Below are 20,452 nucleotides of genomic sequence, written 5' to 3'. Positions count from 1 at the left end.
TGACCACAAAGTGCGGCAAGAGATAAAATAATACGAACGTCGTAGAGCGCCCCACAAAATACGTTATTTACAGGAAGAAAAATCATACTTTTGTAGTATTACAAATCTCAGCGGCAACTCTATTAGCTAACCTGAAAAAGATGTCAACACCGCAAATAAGAATCACCCGGCCTTTATAAATATAATGCACATAATACTGCCCTGCTCCGCATTTAATTAATAAAAACGGCAATTTTATCGCGATAAATTGTGATCGACCGCAATCTCCATAACCTGAAATTTCTATGAGATAATCACCGCAAAGCCACGCCCGGAAAGGCCTGCGGACTTATCACCCTCTGTAAATCGCCTTCTTAACTGTGCTACATAAAAGGTGAACGATCGGCTATCCTTTATTTCACCGCTTCGTCATTTGCGCTTTTAGTCCTTTCTGTCTATATCCTTTTAAAGCAATAATGAGACGCTAACAATATTAATAACAGGGATGACAAACCTGTCCGGCAGCACAAAAAACATTACAGCAGGTCACTATTTCTAACAAATAGTGTCTCCTTCGGGACGCTTAAATTCTGCTGACCAAAAACGAATTTATACACACAGCATGTCATTACACTCTGGTGGGAGTAATACAAATGAGTAAATTCACTGTCATCTCCAGACTGACGCATCAAGAAACCGTGGCAGAAGGCAACCAGATCGTTCTGGGCGAAGATTCCGTCATTAAGCTCCAGGCTGGCAGGGGTGATATTGCCAGTTATTCCCGCAGCAATAACGATCTTCTGGTCAGAATGACCAACGGCGAAACCGTGACCCTGAAGAACTACTACGTCAACAACCACAAGCTGGTGCTGGATGAAAACGGCGCGCTGTGGTGGATTGACGATCCGCTGGCGGTAGAGCGTTACCAGTCGATCCCCTCCACCGATGCGCTGATTGCGGGTAACGTCAGCAACTCATCAAGTGATACGCCAATCTGGCCGTGGGTGCTGGGCGGCGTGGCCGCAGCGGGCGGTATTGCCCTGGCAGCAGGCGGAGGTGGCGGCGGCGGTGGCGGCGGTGGTAGCGATCGAATCGATCCGGGTCCGGCCGTGCTGGATACCACGCCACCCGGCGCGCCGACCAACCTGCACTTCGCCAACGGTAACACCCAGCTTCTCGGCAGCGCCGAAGCCAACAGCACGGTGACCATCACCGATGCCAGCGGTAACGTGGTGGGTAAAGCCAAAACCAACGGCAACGGCGAGTTCACCGTCGAGCTGGGTACGCCTTACACCAACGGCGAAACCCTGACGGCGAAAGCCACCGACGGCTCCGGCAACGTCAGCCCGCCAACCAGCATTACCGCGGCGGACACCACGGCCCCGGATGCGCCAATGATCATCATTGCTGACGATGACGTCGGCAGCATCACCGGAGCGCTGAACAGCGGCGCGACCACCGACGATCCGCGCCCGGTCTTTAGCGGCAGCGGCGAGGCCGGTTCGACCATCACACTCTATGACAACGGCAAAAACATCGGCAGCACGGTGGTGAACAGCGACGGCAGCTGGACGTTTACACCTGCCTCCGATCTGGCTGAAGGTCTGCATCAGATCACCGCCAGCGCCACCGACCCGGCAGGCAATACTGGACCGGACTCCGAGGACTTTATCCTCACCATCGATACCATTGCGCCAGATGCGCCGGTGCTGCAGGTGATGGACAGCGTGGGCAACATCCAGGGGTTCGTCACCTCCGGCGGCTTTACCGATGCCACCCAGCCGGTGCTGAGCGGCACGGGCGATCCCGGCAGCACCATTACCCTCTACCATAACGAGCTGCTGCTGGCGGAGATCATCGTCCCGGACAACGGCTCCTGGAGCTACACCCCTGTTGAGCCGCTGATTGAAGGGGAGCACAGCTTCACCCTGACGGAGACGGATGTCGCGGGCAACCTGAGCCCCACCTCCGCGCCGTTTGAATTTACCGTTGACCGCACGCCACCGGCCGCGCCGAGTGGCCTCGCGATCAATGCCACCGGCACCATCCTCACCGGCAGCGCCGAGCCCAACTCGACGGTCACGGTCACCAATAACCTGGGCGAAAGCCTCGGCACCGCCACCGCCGACGTCAACGGAGCGTTCACGCTGACCCTGACTACCCCGCAGACCAACGGCGAAACGCTGAGCGCCGTTGCCACCGACCGGGCGGGTAACGAAGGCCCTGAGGCCCCGCTGATCGTACCGGATACCACCGCCCCGGCGGCGCCGACCGCCCTTGTCGTCGCCGAAACGGGCGACAGCGTGAGCGGTGAAGCGGAAGCCAACGCCCGCATCTCGATTCGCGACGCCACCGGCCAGGAGATTGGTACCGGCACCGTGGAGGCCGACGGCAAGTTCAGCGTCAACATCTCCCCTAACCAGCTCAACGGCGAAGTGCTGACGGTCTACGCCTTCGACACCGCCAATAACCAGAGTCCACCTGCTCAGGCCACGGCTAATGACTCCACGCCGCCGGCCCCGCCTGCCGGACTGGATGTTTCCGACGATGGCCTGGCGCTCACCGGCACTGCGGAAGCGGGCAGCACCGTGGTGATCATGGAAGGCACCAATAAACTCGGCGAAGTGGTGGTTAGCGAAACGGGGAGCTTCTCCTTCACGCTGCCTGTCGCCAAGCTGAACGGCGAGATCATGAGCCTGACCGCCACCGATCACGCGGGCAACACAAGCGATCCGAGCACGGTTGAAGCCGATGACATCACGCCACCGGCCACACCAATCATCACCAACGTGGCGGATAACGTGCCGGACATAACCGGTACCGTGGTGAGCGGGACCTTAACCGACGACCGCACGCCGCTGATCTCCGGCACAGGTGAGATCGGCACCAAAATTTTTGTCTACAGCGAGGCCATTCAGATCGGGATGACGGAGGTGGATTCGTCGGGCAACTGGTCGTTCCAGGTGCCCGCCAGTCTGACCGATGGGATCCACTCCCTGACCGCCGATGCCGTTGACCGCCGGGGCAATCACAGCCTGATCTCCGAGACCTGGACGATAGACGTTGATCCGGCGGCCCCAAATCCGCCGACCACCACGACGACCGCCACGGCGTTTGCCCTGAACGCAGAGCCCACGGGTGAAACGCTGATTTACAACGTGCTCAGCGACAACGGCGGCGATCACGTCAGCAACTTCTCGCTGGCGGAGGGCGATAAAATCGACATCAGCCAGCTGCTGGTGGGGTGGAATGGCGATCGCGGCACGCTGGGGGAATATCTCCAGGTCAACAGCAGCGATGGCAACACGGTGATCAGCATCGACCGGGATGGGACGGGCACCAGCTATGCTCCGGCCACGCTGGTGACGCTGGACGACGTCCAGACCACCTATGAGGAACTGGTGAATCAGAATCACATTATTACCGGCTAGTACGGACGATCCCCTCTCCCCTGCGGGGAGAGGGTTAGGGTGAGGGGCATCAGGCCGCACTGCAGCGCCGCCGGGCAATACACCGCGCACGACATTAAAAATATATCCCCCCATTAAATCAATAAATATCCTGACATTTATCACAATAATATCATTGCTACTAAATACCCTGGTTGCCTTAACTTATACCCTCATCTAAATAGCACAACACTTTATTATTTCAACCCCTGTAATTTACCCCTCCAAAATATATCATACTGACTATCAAGTTCATTACCGCTTAATTATTAATTCAGCCACAATGAAATATTCACCAAGGTTATTTCATCATGCATAACATTCCCATCTTATTAAATTTCCAGAATAAAACCGCCGTCACGCCTTGGTTCAGACGCCCAGCGAACCCGCACCGCGCCTGACCCCTTCTTTACCCCTTTGTAAAAAAATAACATTTTCAATCCTGCTAAACACTTATTCATCCCGGCTTAATTTGCGCTTCTGGTACTTTCTGGCTATATCAAAGTTAGTCAATCATGAATTCTCGCCATTATTTAAAACAAGGATTTTACCACCAAAAATATATACCCAACCGAATTACCCATTAAGAAGCTAGGGCTATATACCGCTGCCACCATCGCTATATCGGCAGCCCGTAATCACTTTTAAATAATTACCCTGGGTCACTGTTTTAAATAAACACTTTCCCTTCGGGTGGAGCTCAATCTGCTGAAAAGAAATGGCTAAAAATGCGCGCCATTTCACTGCACACTGCCGGGAGTAACACACATGAGTAAAATCACTGTCATCTCCAAACTGACGCACGTGGAGACGGTAACCGACGGGTCTCAGGTGACACTGAACGACTCCTCCATCGTGAAAATTAACGCCGAACGGGCCGACATTCTCGAGTACAACCGCAACGGTAACGACCTGATTATTAAGCTGGTCGATGGCGAAACCATTACCGTCAAAAATTTCTATGTCAGCGGCGATCAGGGCATCAGCCAGCTGGTGCTGGAAGAGAATAACGGCGCGCTGTGGTGGATTGCCGACCCGATGGCAGGGGAAAGTTACCAGTCGATTGCTTCCATTGACGCCCTGCTGGCGGGCACTACCGCATCAACAAGCGAAGGCGCGGCGATCTGGCCGTGGGCGCTGGGCGGGGTGGCGGTCGCAGGGGGTATTGCCCTGGCCGCAGGTGGCGGCGGCGGCGGCGGCGGCGGTGGGAGCGACAGTGACGGCGGCAATAACAACGGTGGTGGCGGTGACAACGGCAACGGCAATGGCGGTAACCCAACCCTGCCGGGCACCGACCCGAACGACACTACCCCTCCGGGCGCGGCAGGCAACCTCAGATTCTCAGCAGACGGCACTAAACTTAGCGGGAGTGCCGAAGCCAACAGCATCATCACCGTGACCGATGCCAACGGCAACGTCATCGGCCGTGGCCAGACCAACGGCAACGGTGAATTCACCGTCGATCTCGGCAAGCCTTACACCAACGGCGAGACCGTCACCGTCACGCCGACCGACGGGGCAGGCAACGTCGGCCCGGGCACCCCGGTGACCGCCGCAGACACCACCCCTCCTGCAGCGCCGGTCGTTGCCAGCGTGACGGATGACGTGGGCAGCGTAACCGGATCGCTCACCAGCGGCCAGACCACCGATGACGCCCGCCCGACCTTTAGCGGCAGCGGCGAACCGGGTTCCACCATCACGATTTACGACAACGGCAACGCCATCGGCACCGCGCAGGTGAACACCGACGGCAGCTGGACGTTTACCCCGGCCACCGCACTTAGCGACGGGGCGCATCAGATTACCACCCGGGCCACCGACGGCGCGGGCAACACCGGACCGGCCTCCCCGGCCTTCAGCCTTACCGTTGATACCGTCGCGCCGAATGCGCCATCTGGCGTGACGGTGAATGACACCACCGGCAGCGTGCAGGGGCAACTTACCGCCGGGCAGAGTACCGACGCCAACCGCCCTTCCCTCAACGGCACCGGCGAGGCGGGCAGCACCATCAGGATTTATGACAACGGTCAGCTGGTAGGCCAGGCCATCGTGGGCGAGGACGGCAAATGGAGCTTCACGCCGGATAACCCGCTTGCCGACGGGCCGCACGCCATCACCCTGACGGAGACCGATCTGGCGGGCAACACCAGCGCCGCCTCCGAGCCGTTCGCCTTCACCATCGACCGCACGCCTCCGGCCCTGCCGACCATCAGCCTGATCCCTGGCGGCACCGAGGTCATCGGTAACGCCGAGCCAGGCAGCACCATCACCATCACCAACGGTTCCGGGGAGACCATTGGCACCGGCCTGACCGATGCCAACGGCGAATTCCGGGTTGAGCTCAGCGAAGCGCAAACCGAGGGGAATACCCTCAACGTGGTGGCCACCGATGCCGCCGGGAACGCGAGCCAGCCCGCTAACGTAGTGGTGGGCGATGTTACCCCGCCTCTCGCCCCGACCGACCTTGCAATCTCCGGGGACGGCTCCAGCGTCACCGGCAGGGCCGAAGCGGGCAGCACCGTCACCATTCGCGACGGCGATGACGTGATCGGCAGAGGCGTGGCTGATGCCGACGGTAACTTCGATATCATCCTCTCCACCCCAAGACTGAACGGCGAAGAGCTGGCGGTCACCGCCACCGATGCGGCGGGCAATACCGGGCCGCAGGCCAACGTGACCGCCCCGGACGTCACCCCGCCTGAGGCCCCGGTTATCACAAGCGTAGTGGATAACGAGGATGACATCACCGGTGTGGTTCTCGACGGACAGGTCACCAACGACACCCATCCGGTCATCAGCGGCACCGGTGAACCGGGCACCACCATTTACATCTACAGCGGCGAGGATCAGGTTGGTTTCGCCGAAGTGGACGCCGAGGGCAACTGGTCTACCGAGCTGCTGCTGGTCGACGACGGCGGCTACGTCCTGCGGGCGGAAGCGGTTGACCGTTACAACAACCACAGCCAGCCGTCCAACACCTGGAGCATCATTGTCGATGCCACCGCGCCGGACGCCCCGGCCATTACCCAGGTGATTAACGATCTGCCTGACTCCGCTGGCGTGATTACCAACAACAGCACCACCAACGACAACCGCCCAACCCTGTACGGCACCGGTGAGGCCGGGTCAACCATCAGCATTCGCGTGGACGGCGTGGAGGTCGGCACCGCGCAGGTAGGCAACGGCGGCGAGTGGAGCTTCACCCCTGCCACCGCCCTTGAGGATGGTCCGCACGACATCACGGTGGTGGCGAAAGATGCCGCCGGTAACAGCAGCGCCGAATCCGGTGCCTTTACGTTAACCGTGGATACCACCGCCCCTGAGGTGCCGGTCATTACCCGGGTGGAAGATAACACCGGCAGCGTGCAGGGCGATGTGACCAACAACGTGCCGACCGACGAAACCCGTCCGGTGATCCACGGCACCGGCCCGGCAAACTCGCAGATCAGCCTCTATGAAGGCACCACCCTGCTCGGCACCGTTACCACCAATGGCGACGGCGTCTGGAGCCTGCAGCTGGCCACTCCGCTGGTAAATGGCACCCACGCGATCGTCGCCACCGTCACCGATGCGGTGGGCAATACCTCCACCTCGGAGAGCTTTAACCTGGTGGTGGATACCCTGGCCCCGGGCACCCCGGCGTTGCCGACGATCACCGTCAACCCTGACGGCGGCGAGCAGCAGCCTCTCTCCCCCGGCGGCAGCACCCGCGACACCACCCCAACCCTGAGCGGTACCGGCACTGAAGGGGATGTCGTCACCATCTACAACGGCACCACCCCTATTGGCGAAACCACCGTGCAGCCGGACGGCACCTGGACCTGGACCCCGCCGGACGGGCTGCCGAATGGCACCTACGATCTCAGCCTGACCGTGACCAACAAAGACGGCGCGGGCAACGAGAGCGCCCCGTCGCAGTCGGTGAGCATCACCATTGATACCGAGGCCCCGGACCAGCCTGACGCCCCGGTCATCACCGATAACGTCAGCGAAATCACCGGCCCGGTGGGCAACAACGGCGCGACCAACGACACCCGCCCGGTGATCAGCGGCACCGGCACCCCGGACGACATCATCAGCATCTATGACCAGACCGCGGCGGGCAACGTCAAGGTGGGCGAAGCGGTGGTCGACGTCAACGGCAACTGGAGCTGGCGTCCTGCCGATGAACTGGCCCAGGGGCAGCACAGCTTTACCGTCACCGCCACCGACGAGGCGGGTAACGTCTCGGTGGTCTCTAATACCGTCACCGTGACCGTCGACAGCCAGATCCCGGCGATCCCGACTATCGGCAGCGTGGATGACAACGTTGGCCCTGTCACCGGCAACATCCCGGCGGGGAGCAGCAGTAACGGCAATACCCCGACCGTGACCGGCACCGGCGAAAACGGCACCACCGTGATCCTTTACAGCAACGGCGTGGAGGTCGGGCGTGGCCTGGTCACCAACGGCAGCTGGAGCATCACCACCCCGGAACTGAAAGATGGCCCGACCACCCTGACCGTGGCGGCGGTGGATGCCGCCGGCAACGTCAGCGGTCAGGGCAGTGATTTTGCCTTCACCGTCGACACCGTACCGCCGGGGATCCCGCAGCTGCTGGAGATCTCCAACAGCACCCTCGCCGACGGCACCCTGTACGTGAACAACGCCACCCCAACCCTGAGCGGCAGCGGTGAGCCTCTGAGCACCATCACCGTCTTTATCGACGGCAATTCCGTGGGCCAGGTCCAGGCCAACGCCGAGGGTCAGTGGACGCTGCCGCTGCCTGAGGGCACCGTGCTGGCGAATGACAACCACACCATCACCGTGGTGGCGAGCGACGCGGCGGGCAACACCAGCGAAAGCACCCCGGTCAGCGTGGTGGTGGATACGCTGCCACCGGCCGATCCGGTGGTCACCGGCATCGTCTCCGGCGGCACCCCGCTGAACGGCACCGCCGAAGCGGGCTCCACCGTGACGGTAACCGGCCCGGGCGGCGTGGTGCTGGGCACCGGCGTCGCTAACGAACAGGGGGAATTCTCCGTCGCCCTGACCCCGCCGCAAAGCGACGCGGTGACCCTGAGCGTGACCGCCAGCGATCCGGCGGGCAACGTCAGCGCTCCGGTGGACTTTGATGTGCCCGCCACACCACCACTGCCTGCGGTTCCGGTCATTAACGAGATCCTGGATGACAACGGCACCGCCGGTGACGTTAACGTCAAGGGCGGAAGCTCCAACGACACCACCCCAACCCTCACCGGTACCGCCATTGCGGGCAGCCTGGTGACCATCTACCTCGACGGCAGCACTACGCCGCTGGGCACCGTCACCGCCGACGCCGAAACCGGGGCCTGGACATTCCCGATTGAAACCGCCCTGAGCGCAGGCAACCACAGCTTCACCGTCACCGCCACCGTTGGTGCGGAAACCAGCGGCCAGTCGCCGGGGGCCACGGTCAATATCGATCTTACTGCGCCAACCGCTCCGGCGTTTGGCACCGTCATTGACGACGTCGGCACCGTTTCGGGCGCTATCGTCAGCGGCAGAGCGACTGACGATGATCTGCCGACCTTCAACGGCACGGCGACCCCGGGGGATGTCATTACTCTCTACTCGGGGGATACCGTGCTCGGTACGGCAACGGTGGGCAACACCGGAGCCTGGAGCATCACCCTCGCCCAGCCGCTGGACGACGACACCTACAGCCTGACCCTCACCGCCACCGATCCGGCGGGTAACGAGAGCCCGCGCTCGGCGCCGTTCTCGCTGGTCGTGGACACCACCGCGGGCGAAGTGCTGATCACCGGCGCTAACGACAACGTCGATCCGGTCAGCGGCAACGTGGCCGACGGCGGCAGCACCAACGACAACACCCCAACCCTGACCGGCACCGCAGAGGCGGGCAGCAGCGTGGTGATCTACGATGGCATTAAGCTGCTTGGCACCGTCACCGCCAGCGCCCAGGGCACCTGGACCTTCACCCCCACCAGCGTGCTGGCGGAAGGTCAGCACGTCTTTACCGCGGTCGCCACCGACAGCGCGGGCAATGTCACCCCGGTATCAGGAACCTACACCCTCACCGTCGACATGACCCCACCGGCCACCCCGGCGATCGTCAGCATTAGCGATGACGTGGAGGGCAGTACCGGCCTGCTGACCAACGGCCAGGTCACCAACGACACCCGCCCGGAACTGACCGGTACCGGCGTGGCGGGCAGCACCGTGCATATTCTGGATAACGGTCTGGAGATCGGCACCGCGCTGGTGAGCTCTACCGGCAACTGGAGCTTTACCCCTGCCAGCGATCTGGCGCCGGGGCCACACGACCTGCGCGTCAGCGCCACCGATGCGGCAGGCAACGTCTCGGGCACCTCGCCGGTCTTTAGCATAAACATCGATACCGCCGCCCCGCTGGCACCGGTCCTGCTCACCGCCGTGGATGATGTCGGCGCCGCCACCAGCACCCTGGCGAGCGGCGATACCACCAACGACGCCCGCCCAACCTTCACCGGCAGCGGCGAAGTGGGTGCCACCATCCATATCATTGTCGACGAGCAGGAGATCGGCACCGCGGTGGTGAACGCCGCGGGCAGCTGGACCTTCACCCCTGAAGCACCACTCGGGGAAGGCACCCGCAGCATCCGCTTCACCGCCACCGACACCGCCGGGAACACCGGTGAGGCCAGCGAGCCGTTTATCCTGACGGTGGACACCGTTGCCCCTGCGGCACCGACCCTGACCTCTATCAGCGATAACGTCGGCCCCATCCAGACGCCGATCGCCACCTCCGGCCAGGCCACCGACGACACCACGCCGACCCTGACCGGCCGCGCCGAAGCCAACGCCACGGTCACGATCTACGACAATGGCGTTGCGCTAGATACCGTGCAGGCTAACGAAGCGGGCGACTGGACGTACACCCCAGCCGAGGCCCTCAGCAGCGGCAGCCACACCTTTACCACCCGCGCCACCGACGCGGCGGGCAACCTCAGCGAGCTCTCGCCGGGCTTCACCCTGATTGTCGATACCCTGAAGCCGGTTGCGCCAACCATCGCGCTGGCCCAGGACGACGTCGGCCCGGTGACCGGCTCCCTGACCAGCGGCAGCAGCACCAACGACAACCTGCCGGTGCTCACCGGCACCAGCGAACCGAACGCCCGGGTGCAGATCTTTGAAGGCGATACCCTGCTCGCCGAAGGCGTGGCCGATGCCAGCGGCAACTGGTCCATCCCGCTCACCGAAGCGCTCAGCGATGACCAGCATACCTTCACGGCGGTGGCGATCGATGCGGCAGGCAACGCCAGCGATCCGTCTGCCACCTTCACCCTGACGGTGGATACCGCGACGCCAGAGGCCCCTGTTCTGGTGTCGGTCACCGATGACGTCGGCACCACCGTAGTGCTCGATAACGGCCAGCTGACCAACGACGCTAACCCGACCCTGCGCGGCACGGCGGAAGCCGGGTCGACGGTGAGCGTGTATGACGGCACCACCCTGCTGGGCACCGCCCTTGTCGGGGCCGACAACGCCTGGATCTTTACCCCGCTCAGCCCGCTGGGCGACGGGGAACATACCCTGACGGTGACCACCACCGATGCGGCAGGCAACGTCAGCCCGCCGACCGGCGGATTTGTGATCAACGTGGATGCCACCGCCCCGGTTGCCCCAGCCATCGTCTCGATTGTGGATGACACCGGCTCGGTACAGGGGCCAGTCCTCAGCGGCGCTCCGACCAACGACACCCGTCCGACCCTCAACGGCACCGCCGAAGCGGGTGCCATCGTGCGCATTTACGACGGCGACACGCTGGTGGGCGAGACCATCGCCAACGGCGAGGGCCAGTGGACCCTGACCCAGACCACCACCACCCTCACCGACGGGGTGCATAACTTCACCGCCACCGCCACCGACCCGGCGGGCAACATCAGCCCGGCGTCGCCGGTGATCTCCATCACCGTTGACACCATCGCCCCGGGGGCACCGGACAGCTTCACTATCCTCAATAACGGCAACACCCTTACCGGCCGGGGCGAAGTGGGCAGCACCATCACCGTGCGTGACGGCGACACCGTAGTGGGTACCGGGGTAGTCAATGACGACGGTAGCTTCTCCCTCACCCTCACCACGCCGAAACTGAACGGCGAACTGCTGACGGTAACGGCGACCGATATCGCCGGGAATACCGGCGCGGAAGGTCAGGTAACCGCGCCGGACACCACGCCGCCGGCCGTTCCGGTGATTACCGACGTGGTGGACAACGTGACCGACTTCACCGGCACCGTTAACGACGGGCAGACCACCAACGACAACACGCCGCTGGTGCGTGGGACCGGCGTTGCCAACGCCACCATCCTGCTCTACAGCGGCACGGAACTGATTGGCACCACCCAGGTCAGCGCGGGCGGTACCTGGGAGATCCAGCTCACGGCACCGCTGCCTGACGGTGGCCACGTCCTGACCGCGCAGTCGGCGGACGCCGCGGGCAACAACAGCGCGCCGTCCAACAGCTGGAGCATCGTGGTTGACGCCACCGCCCCGGACGCGCCGGTCATCACCCAGGCGATCAACGATCTCTCCGGCACCCCGGTGGCGATCGGTAACAACACCGCCACCAACGACACCCAGCCAACCCTGAGCGGTACCGGGGAGGCGGGCACCACCCTCAGCATCCGGGTGGATGGCGTGGAAGTGGGTACCACCCAGGTGGGGGCGGGAGGCGAATGGACCTTTACGCCTGAGGATCCTCTCGGCGAGGGGCTGCGGGTCATCACCGTGGTGGCGAAGGACGCCGCGGGCAACACCGGTGAGCCGTCCGTGGCCTTTAACATCACCATCGATACCGTGCCGCCTGTCGCCCCGGTTATCACCCTGGCGGAAGACACCACCGGCACCGTGACCGGCGACGTGGTCAGCGATCAGCCGACCGACGAAACCCAGCCGCTGATTCGCGGTACCGGCCCGGCGAATTCGCAGATTAACCTCTACGAAGGCACCACGCTGCTCGGCACCGCCACCACCAGCGCCACCGGGGCATGGAGCATTCAGCTCGCCACCCCGCTGGGGAACGGCACCCACGCCCTGACCGCGACGGTGACCGATGCGGCGGGCAACACCGCCACCTCCGGCACCTTCAACCTGGTGATTGATAACGTGCCGCCTGCCACGCCGGACATCCCGGCGATCACCGTCAACCCTGACGGCGGCGGCGAAACCACCCTTACCGGCGGAGGCAGCACCCGCGATACCACCCCAACCCTGAGCGGCACCGGGAACGAGGGCGATATCGTTACCATTTACAACGGCACCGATCCTATCGGCCAAACCACCGTCCAGCCGGGCGGGACCTGGACCTGGACGCCGCCGGACGGGCTGCCGAACGGCACCTACGATCTCAGCCTGACCGTCACCAACAGCGACGGCGCGGGCAACCAGAGTGCGCCATCCCAGCCGATAAGCATCACCATCGATACCGAGGCCCCGGATGCGCCGGAACTGCCGGTGGTCACGGATAACGTCAGCGATATTACCGGCCCGGTTGATAACAACGGTGCCACCAACGACACCCGTCCGGTGCTGAGCGGCACCGGCACGCCGGACGACGTCATCACCATCTATGACCAGACCACAACCGGTAACCTCGCGGTGGGCGAAGTGGTGGTCGACATCAACGGCAACTGGACATGGCGTCCGGATCTGCCGCTGAGCGAGGGTTCCCACAGCTTCACCCTCACCGCCACCGATCCGGCAGGCAACGAATCGCCGGTGTCGGGCGCCATGACCGTCACCGTCGACAGCCAGGTGCCGGATATCCCGGTTATCAGCAGCGTCAATGACAACGTCGGTCCGGTTACCGGCAACGTCACGGCGAACGGCAGCAGCAACGACAACACCCCGACCGTGACCGGCACCGGGGAGAACGGCACCACGGTCATTCTTTACAGCAACGGCATTGAGGTGGGACGCGGCCTGGTGAGCGGCGGCACCTGGACCATCACCTCGACGGCGCTGAGAGATGGCCCAACCACCCTGACCGTGGCGGCGCTGGATGCCGCCGGGAACCGCAGCGAGGCGGGGAGTGACTTCGCCTTTACCCTCGACACCGTACCGCCGGCTATCCCGCAGCTGCTCGACATCTCTGACAGCACCCTGGCGGGCGGGCAGCTCTACGCCAACAGCAGCACGCCAACCCTGAGCGGTACCGGCGAGCCGCTCAGCACCATCAGCGTCTATGCCGACAACACGCTGATCGGCGAGGTACAGACCAACGCCCAGGGCCAGTGGACGCTGCCGGTTCCGGCCGGTACGCCGCTCACCGATAACCCGCACACCTTGACCCTGGTGGCGAGCGATGCGGCGGGCAACACCAGCCAGAGCACGCCGGTGAACGTGATTATTGATACCCAGGCACCGGGCGTGCCGGTGGTGACCGGGATTGTCTCCGGCGGTACGCCGCTGAACGGTACCGCCGAAGCGGGCTCCACCATCACGGTGACCGGCCCGGGCGGCGCGGTGCTGGGCACCGGCGTCACCAACGATCAGGGGCAGTTCTCCATCGCCCTGACCCCGCCGCAAAGCGACGCGGTCACCCTGAGCCTGACCGCCAGCGACGTGGCGGGCAACACCAGCCTGCCGGGGTCCTATGAGGTTCCGGCCACGCCAGCCCTGCCGGACGTGCCGGTTATCGACGCCATTGTGGATGACAACGGCACCGGCGGCGGGGTTAACGTGAAGGGCCTCAGCTCCAACGACGCCACGCCAACCCTGACCGGTACGGCGATCCCGGGCAGCCTGGTCAGCGTCTATCTCGACGGCAGCACCACGCCGCTGGGGACCGTCAGCGCCGACGCCACCACCGGAGCCTGGTCGTTCCCGATTACCACGGCCCTGGCTGAAGGCAACCACAGCTTCAGCGTCACCGCCACCGTGGGCGCAGAAACCAGCGGCCAGTCGCCGGGAGCGACGGTGAATATCGACCTCACCCCGCCTGCGGCACCGACCCTCGGCAGTCTGGTGGATAACGTCGGCACCGTCACCGGGTCAGTGGTCAGCGGCACGCCGACCAACGACAACCAGCCAACCCTGAACGGCACCGCGACGCCGGGCGACGTGATCACCATCTATTCTGGTGACACCGTCCTTGGCACCGTACCGGTGAGCGCCACCGGGGCGTGGAGCTTTACGCCGCCAGCAGCGCTGGACGATGGCACCTATACCCTGCTCATCACCGCCACCGATCCGGCGGGCAACCAGAGCCCGCCTTCTGCACCGTTCTCGCTGGTGGTGGATACCGTGACGGCGACCCCGGTCATCACCGGGGCTAACGATGACGTCGGGCCGGTGACCGGCAACGTGGCCAGCGGCGGCGTCACCAACGACAACACCCCAACCATCTCCGGCAGCGCGGAAGCGGGCAGCAGCGTGTCCATTTATGAAGGCACCCGTCTGCTCGGCACCGTGGTCGCCAACGACAGCGGGATCTGGAGCTTCACCCCAACGGTGGTGCTGGCCGAAGGCTTGCACAGCTTCACCGCTATCGCCACCGACGTGGCGGGCAACGTCAGCACCGCGTCCGGGGCCTACACCCTGACCGTCGACATGACGCCACCGGCAACGCCTGTGCTGGTGAGCGTTAACGACGACGTGGCGGGCAACACCGGGGTGCTGGTCAGCGGCCAGCTCACCAACGACGCCCGTCCGGAGCTGATCGGTACCGGCGTGGCGGGCAGCACCGTGCACATTCTGGATAACGGCCAGGAGATCGGCACCGTGCTGGTGGACGGCACCGGCAACTGGCGCTTTACCCCGACCAGCGATCTGACCCAGGGCCCGCACGAGCTGCGCATCAGCGCCACCGATGCCGCAGGCAACCTGTCGGGCACCTCCCCGGCCTTCTCCCTGAACGTGGATACCGTCGCCCCGCTGGCACCGGTTCTGGCCACCGTCGTGGATGACGTCGGGACCGTCACCGGCCCGGTGAACAACGGCGGCGTCACCAACGACACCCGCCCAACCTTCAACGGCACCGGCGAAGCGGGCTCCATCGTGAGCATTCTGGTTGACGGCCAGGCGATCGGCACCGCGGTGGTTAACGCCTCGGGAAGCTGGACCTTCACCCCGGACACCGCCCTCGCCGAGGGGCTGCGCAGCGTCACCCTGACCGCCACCGATCCGGCGGGCAACACCGGGCCTGCCAGCGCGGCCTTCACCCTGACGGTGGATACCACCGCCCCGACGGCTCCGACCATCGTGGCGGCGGCCGATAACGTGGGCAGCATCCAGACGCCAATCACCGTCTCCGGCCAGGTGACGGACGATGCGACCCCAACCCTGACGGGCCGCGCGGCCGCCAGCGCCACGGTGACCCTCTATGACAACGGCGTATTGCTTGGCACCGTGCAGGCCAGCGCCGCAGGGGACTGGACCTTTACCCCTGAGAACGCCCTCGGCAACGGCAGCCACACCTTCACCGCCAGCGCCACCGACGCGGCAGGCAACCTGAGCGAAGCCTCGGCGGGCTTCACCCTGATTGTCGATACCGTCAAACCGCTCGCGCCGGTCATTACCCTGGCGCAGGATGACGTCGGCACCGTGACCGGATCGCTGATTAGCGGCCAGCGCACCGACGACTCCCTGCCGGTGCTCACCGGGACCAGCGAAGCGAATGCCCGGGTGCAGGTCTTTGAAGGCGACATACTGTTGGGCACCGCTACCGCCGATGCCAGCGGCAACTGGACGATCCCGCTGACCACGCCGCTCACCAACGCCACCCACAACTTCACGGCGGTGGCGACGGATGCGGCGGGCAACGTCAGCGATCCGTCCAGCACCTTCAGCCTGACGGTGGATACCCTGCCGCCAGCGGTGCCGGTGCTGGTATCGGTCGTGGATGACGTCGGCACCGTAACCACGCTCACCAGCGGCCAGTTGACCAACGACGCGAAACCGACCCTCAGCGGCACGGCGGAAGCGGGCTCGACGGTGAGCATTTACGACGGGGCCCTGCTGCTCGGCAGCGTGGTGGCCGACGCCAACAGCGCCTGGAGCTTTACCCCGGCGAATCCGCTGGCCGACGGCCTGCACAGCCTGACGGTGACCGCCACCGACGCGGTGGGCAACGTCAGCCTGCCAACCGCAGGCTTTACGGTTAACGTCGATGCCACCGCCCCGACCGCGCCGGTCATCACCTCAGTGGTGGACGACGTGGGCACCATCCAGGGGCCGGTGCTCAACGGCAATCCGACCAACGACACCCGTCTGACCCTCAACGGCACCGCCGAAGCGAACAGCGTGGTGCGCATTTACGACGGCACCACCCTGGTGGGCGAGGTGACGGCCAACGCCCAGGGTCAGTGGACCCTGCCGCAGACCACCACCACCCTCACCGACGGGGTGCATAACTTCACCGCCACCGCCACCGACGCGGCGGGCAACCTGAGCGCGGCGTCACCGGTGACGGCGATCACCGTCGACACCATCGCCCCGGGTGCACCGGGCGGCTTCAGCGTGCTGGAGAGCGGTGGCCGGGTTAACGGCACCGCCGAGGCGGGCAGCACCGTCACCATTCTCGGCACCGACAACGTCACCGTGCTGGGAAGCGGCGTGGCCGACGCGAGCGGGCGCTTCAGCATCGCGCTTACCACGCCGCAGGTTAACGCCGAGCTGCTGCACGTCTTCGCCACCGACCGGGCCGGTAACGCGGGCCTGACGGTGGATCTGCGGATGCCGTACTCGGTGATCCCAACGGCGCCGGTCATCACCAGCGTCAACGACAACGTGGGCAGCATCATCGGCAATCTGCTTAACGGCCAGAGCACCGACGACACCACCCCAACGCTGACCGGGACCGCGCAGCCGCTCTCCACCATCACCCTGTACGACAACAACGTGCTGTTAGCCACGGTGACCACCAACGCGGCCGGGGTCTGGACCTACACCCCAACCGTGCCGCTGGGTAATGGCTCCCACGCCTTTACCGCCACCGCGGGCAATGCGGTCGGCACCAGTCCGGTCACGCCGCTGAGCACGGTGATTGTGGATACCGTTGCGCCGGGCACGCCGCAGGGAACCTTCAACGCCGACGGCAGCGTTCTGAGCGGGACTGCCGAAGCGGGCAGCACCATCACCCTGCTGCTGAGCGATAACAGCGTGGTCACCACCACCGCCAACGCCCAGGGCGGCTGGAGCTACACCTTCCTCGACAAGCAGTCCGAAGGGGAGCGGATCACCCTTTCCGCTACCGATGCGGCGGGCAACACCTCCGCAACCGGGACGGTGATTGCGCCAAACCTGCCGCTGTCGGCCAGTGACAACGTGGTGGGTCTGGCCCTGACCACCAACGCCACCACCAGCACCGCCCAGTACAGCGACTACGGTGTGCAGCTGGTGGGCGGCGTCGGCAACGTGCTGTCGCTGCTGGGGGATAACTCTGCTCAGGTGACCTTCACCGTGCCAACCGGCGGTAGCGCGGATATGGAGATCAACGCCAGCGCCACCGGCATCGTGCTCTCCCTGCTCAACACCATGGAGATCATTGTCCAGCGCTGGAACGGCACCACCTGGACCACCGAAGTGGATACCGGCCTGCCGCAGTTCGCTAACCTGCTGACGCTCGGGGCCAGTGGCGTGACGCTGAACCTCACCGGGATGCAGGGCGGGCAGTACCGCGTCCTGAGCTACAACTCCAACCTGTTGGCGACCGGGTCCTACACCAGCCTCGACGTGGACGTGGTCCAGACTACGGCAGGCACCCTGAGCGGCTCGCTGGTGACAAGCGGTAACGTCATCACCGATACCGATCCGGTAAGCGGGAGCGACAGCGCGCCGAACGGCACGGTGGTCACCAGCATCACCAACGCCAGCGGCGTTACCGTCAACGTGGCGGCGGGCGCGGCGGGCACCACCATCAACGGGCTCTACGGCACCCTGACCCTGCACGCTGACGGGAGCTACACCTACACCCTGACCAACACCAGCGCCTCGGTGCTGGGCCGGACCGACACCTTCACCTACAACATCGCCGGGAAAGGAGCGACGGACGACGCCCGCCTGGTGATCACCCTGGGTGAAAACACGGTGCGCAACAGCGTGACAGCGGTGGACGATACCGCCTCCCTGACCTTCGGCACCGAAGTCCACGCCATCGACTACGGTCCATCGAGCCAGGGCGGCTTTACCGTAGTGGGCGTCAACCTGGGTAACGTGCTGAACCTCAACCTGCTGGACGATCGCAGCGAGAGCGTGAAGTACAGCGTGGCGGAGGGCACCACCCGCACCATGACCATTCAGAGTACGGTGGGTGGGGTTGCTCTGGCCTCGGTGTTTGACCTCTATATCTACAAGTTCAACCCGGCGACCCAGAGCTACGAGCGGATGCGTACCGAAGCAGGCTGGCTGCGCGCGCCGCTGCTGGGCGGCTCCTCCGCGCCGCTGACCCTGACCCTGCCGGCCGGGGATTACATCTTCCTGTTGAACACCGTCTCGGGGATCACCGCCCTGACCGGCTATCGTCTGAACGTGCTTGAGGACCACGTTTATGCCGTGACCAGCACCACTGCCGCCACCACCGGGGACGTGTTGCAGAGTGACATTGTTCCGGCAGGCACCCATGTGACGCAGGTGAACGGCGTGGACGTGAACGCCACCGGTACCACCCGCATTGACGGACAGTATGGCACCCTGCTGATCGACGCCGACGGGAAATATACCTACACCCTGCGTGCCGGGGTGGGCGCGGACCTCATCAGCACGCCGGACACCTTCGTCTATACCGTGACGGCACCGAACGGCGATAAGGACACCGCTTCACTCAACATCACCCCGACGCCGGTGGCGCTGGATGCGGTCAACGACGTCAGCCGTGAGATGGTGGTGGATGCCACGCCGCAGGTCGCCGCCTATCGCGATGATACTGTGGGTGTTGCCACCTGGAACGCGGCCCTGCTGGCCTCTACTTCAGGCCGGGGCAGCGGCACGTTTGAGGTGGCGGCCAACACCGCCCTGCATGACGTCGTCCTCCACTTTAACGTCGCCTCCCTGTTGTCGCTGGGCGGCCTGAATGTGACCTGGACCATTACCGGGGCAGGGGTGACCCGAAGCGGTTCCTTCAACGGCGGTCTGCTGCTGGGGGGCACAGCCACCATCAACCTCCCGGATCTGGATCTGAACGCCGGGACCTACACCCTGAGCTTTACCGGGTCTATGGGTCCGCTGGGGGTTGGCCAGATCTCCATCACCCCTTACGTCACCGGTACCACCCTGTACCTGAACAATGAGCTCACCACCGCGGGCCACACCGTCACCGGCAATATCTTCGACGGTACCGATTCGCTGGGCGTGCTGGATCAGGTGCATTCGGTGGACAGCCGTCTGAGCATTACCGGCTATAACGGCACCACCACAACGCTGGATCCGTACACCACGGCCACCGCCACCGCCACCGTTCAGGGGCATTACGGCGTGCTGACCATTGGGGTGGACGGCAACTACACCTACGCCCTGAACAGCGGCGTGTCGCTGGCATCAATGACGAGCAAGGAGACCTTTACCTACAAACTGACCGGCGATAACGGCACCTCCGATACCGCCACCCTGACCATCAACATGGCACCGAAATTTGTCAGCTCGGAGCATAACGATACCTTCACCGGCAGCGCCTATGGCGACACGCTGATTTACGAAGTGCTGAACAACACGGCGGGGAACGGTACGGCAGGCAACGGCGGCAACGACCACTGGACCAACTTCTCACTGACACAGGGAGACAAGATCGATATCAGCGATCTGCTGGTGGGCTGGAACGGTGATAACGCGACGCTGGGTAACTATTTGCACGTCACCAACAGCAATGGCAATACCGTGATCTCCGTCGACAGAGACGGAGCGGCAAATACTTACACGAATACTACACTTGTAACACTGGATAACGTTCAGACAACCTACGAGGAGCTGGTTAACCAGAATCATATCATCACCGGATAGCGCTAATAACAAGACCCGGGCGCCTGTCGCCCGGGCTTAACATTATAAAGTTGTTCAGTTTTTTTAGG

At 63.7% G+C, this 20,452-nt stretch carries 2 protein-coding genes; both read left to right on the top strand.

The annotated features are described in order from the left end of the window. The first annotated feature begins 632 nt into the window (after positions 1-632). Positions 633-3,410 carry an Ig-like domain-containing protein gene (locus ACOYA6_RS17150; RefSeq protein ID WP_422655068.1) on the top strand — a complete coding sequence of 926 codons (2,778 nt, stop codon included), beginning with the start codon at positions 633-635 and terminating at the stop codon, positions 3,408-3,410. Between the two features lie 786 nt (positions 3,411-4,196). Then, the gene (locus ACOYA6_RS17145; RefSeq protein WP_422655067.1) at positions 4,197-20,384 is read left to right on the top strand and encodes a BapA/Bap/LapF family large adhesin; all 16,188 of its coding nucleotides are present in this window, start codon (positions 4,197-4,199) and stop codon (positions 20,382-20,384) included. The last annotated feature ends 68 nt before the right edge of the window (positions 20,385-20,452 follow it).

The sequence above is a fragment of the Leclercia barmai genome (assembly GCF_049312895.1).
GTDB classification, from domain to species: domain Bacteria; phylum Pseudomonadota; class Gammaproteobacteria; order Enterobacterales; family Enterobacteriaceae; genus Enterobacter; species Enterobacter barmai.
This window is presented reverse-complemented; position numbering and strand designations above follow the sequence as displayed.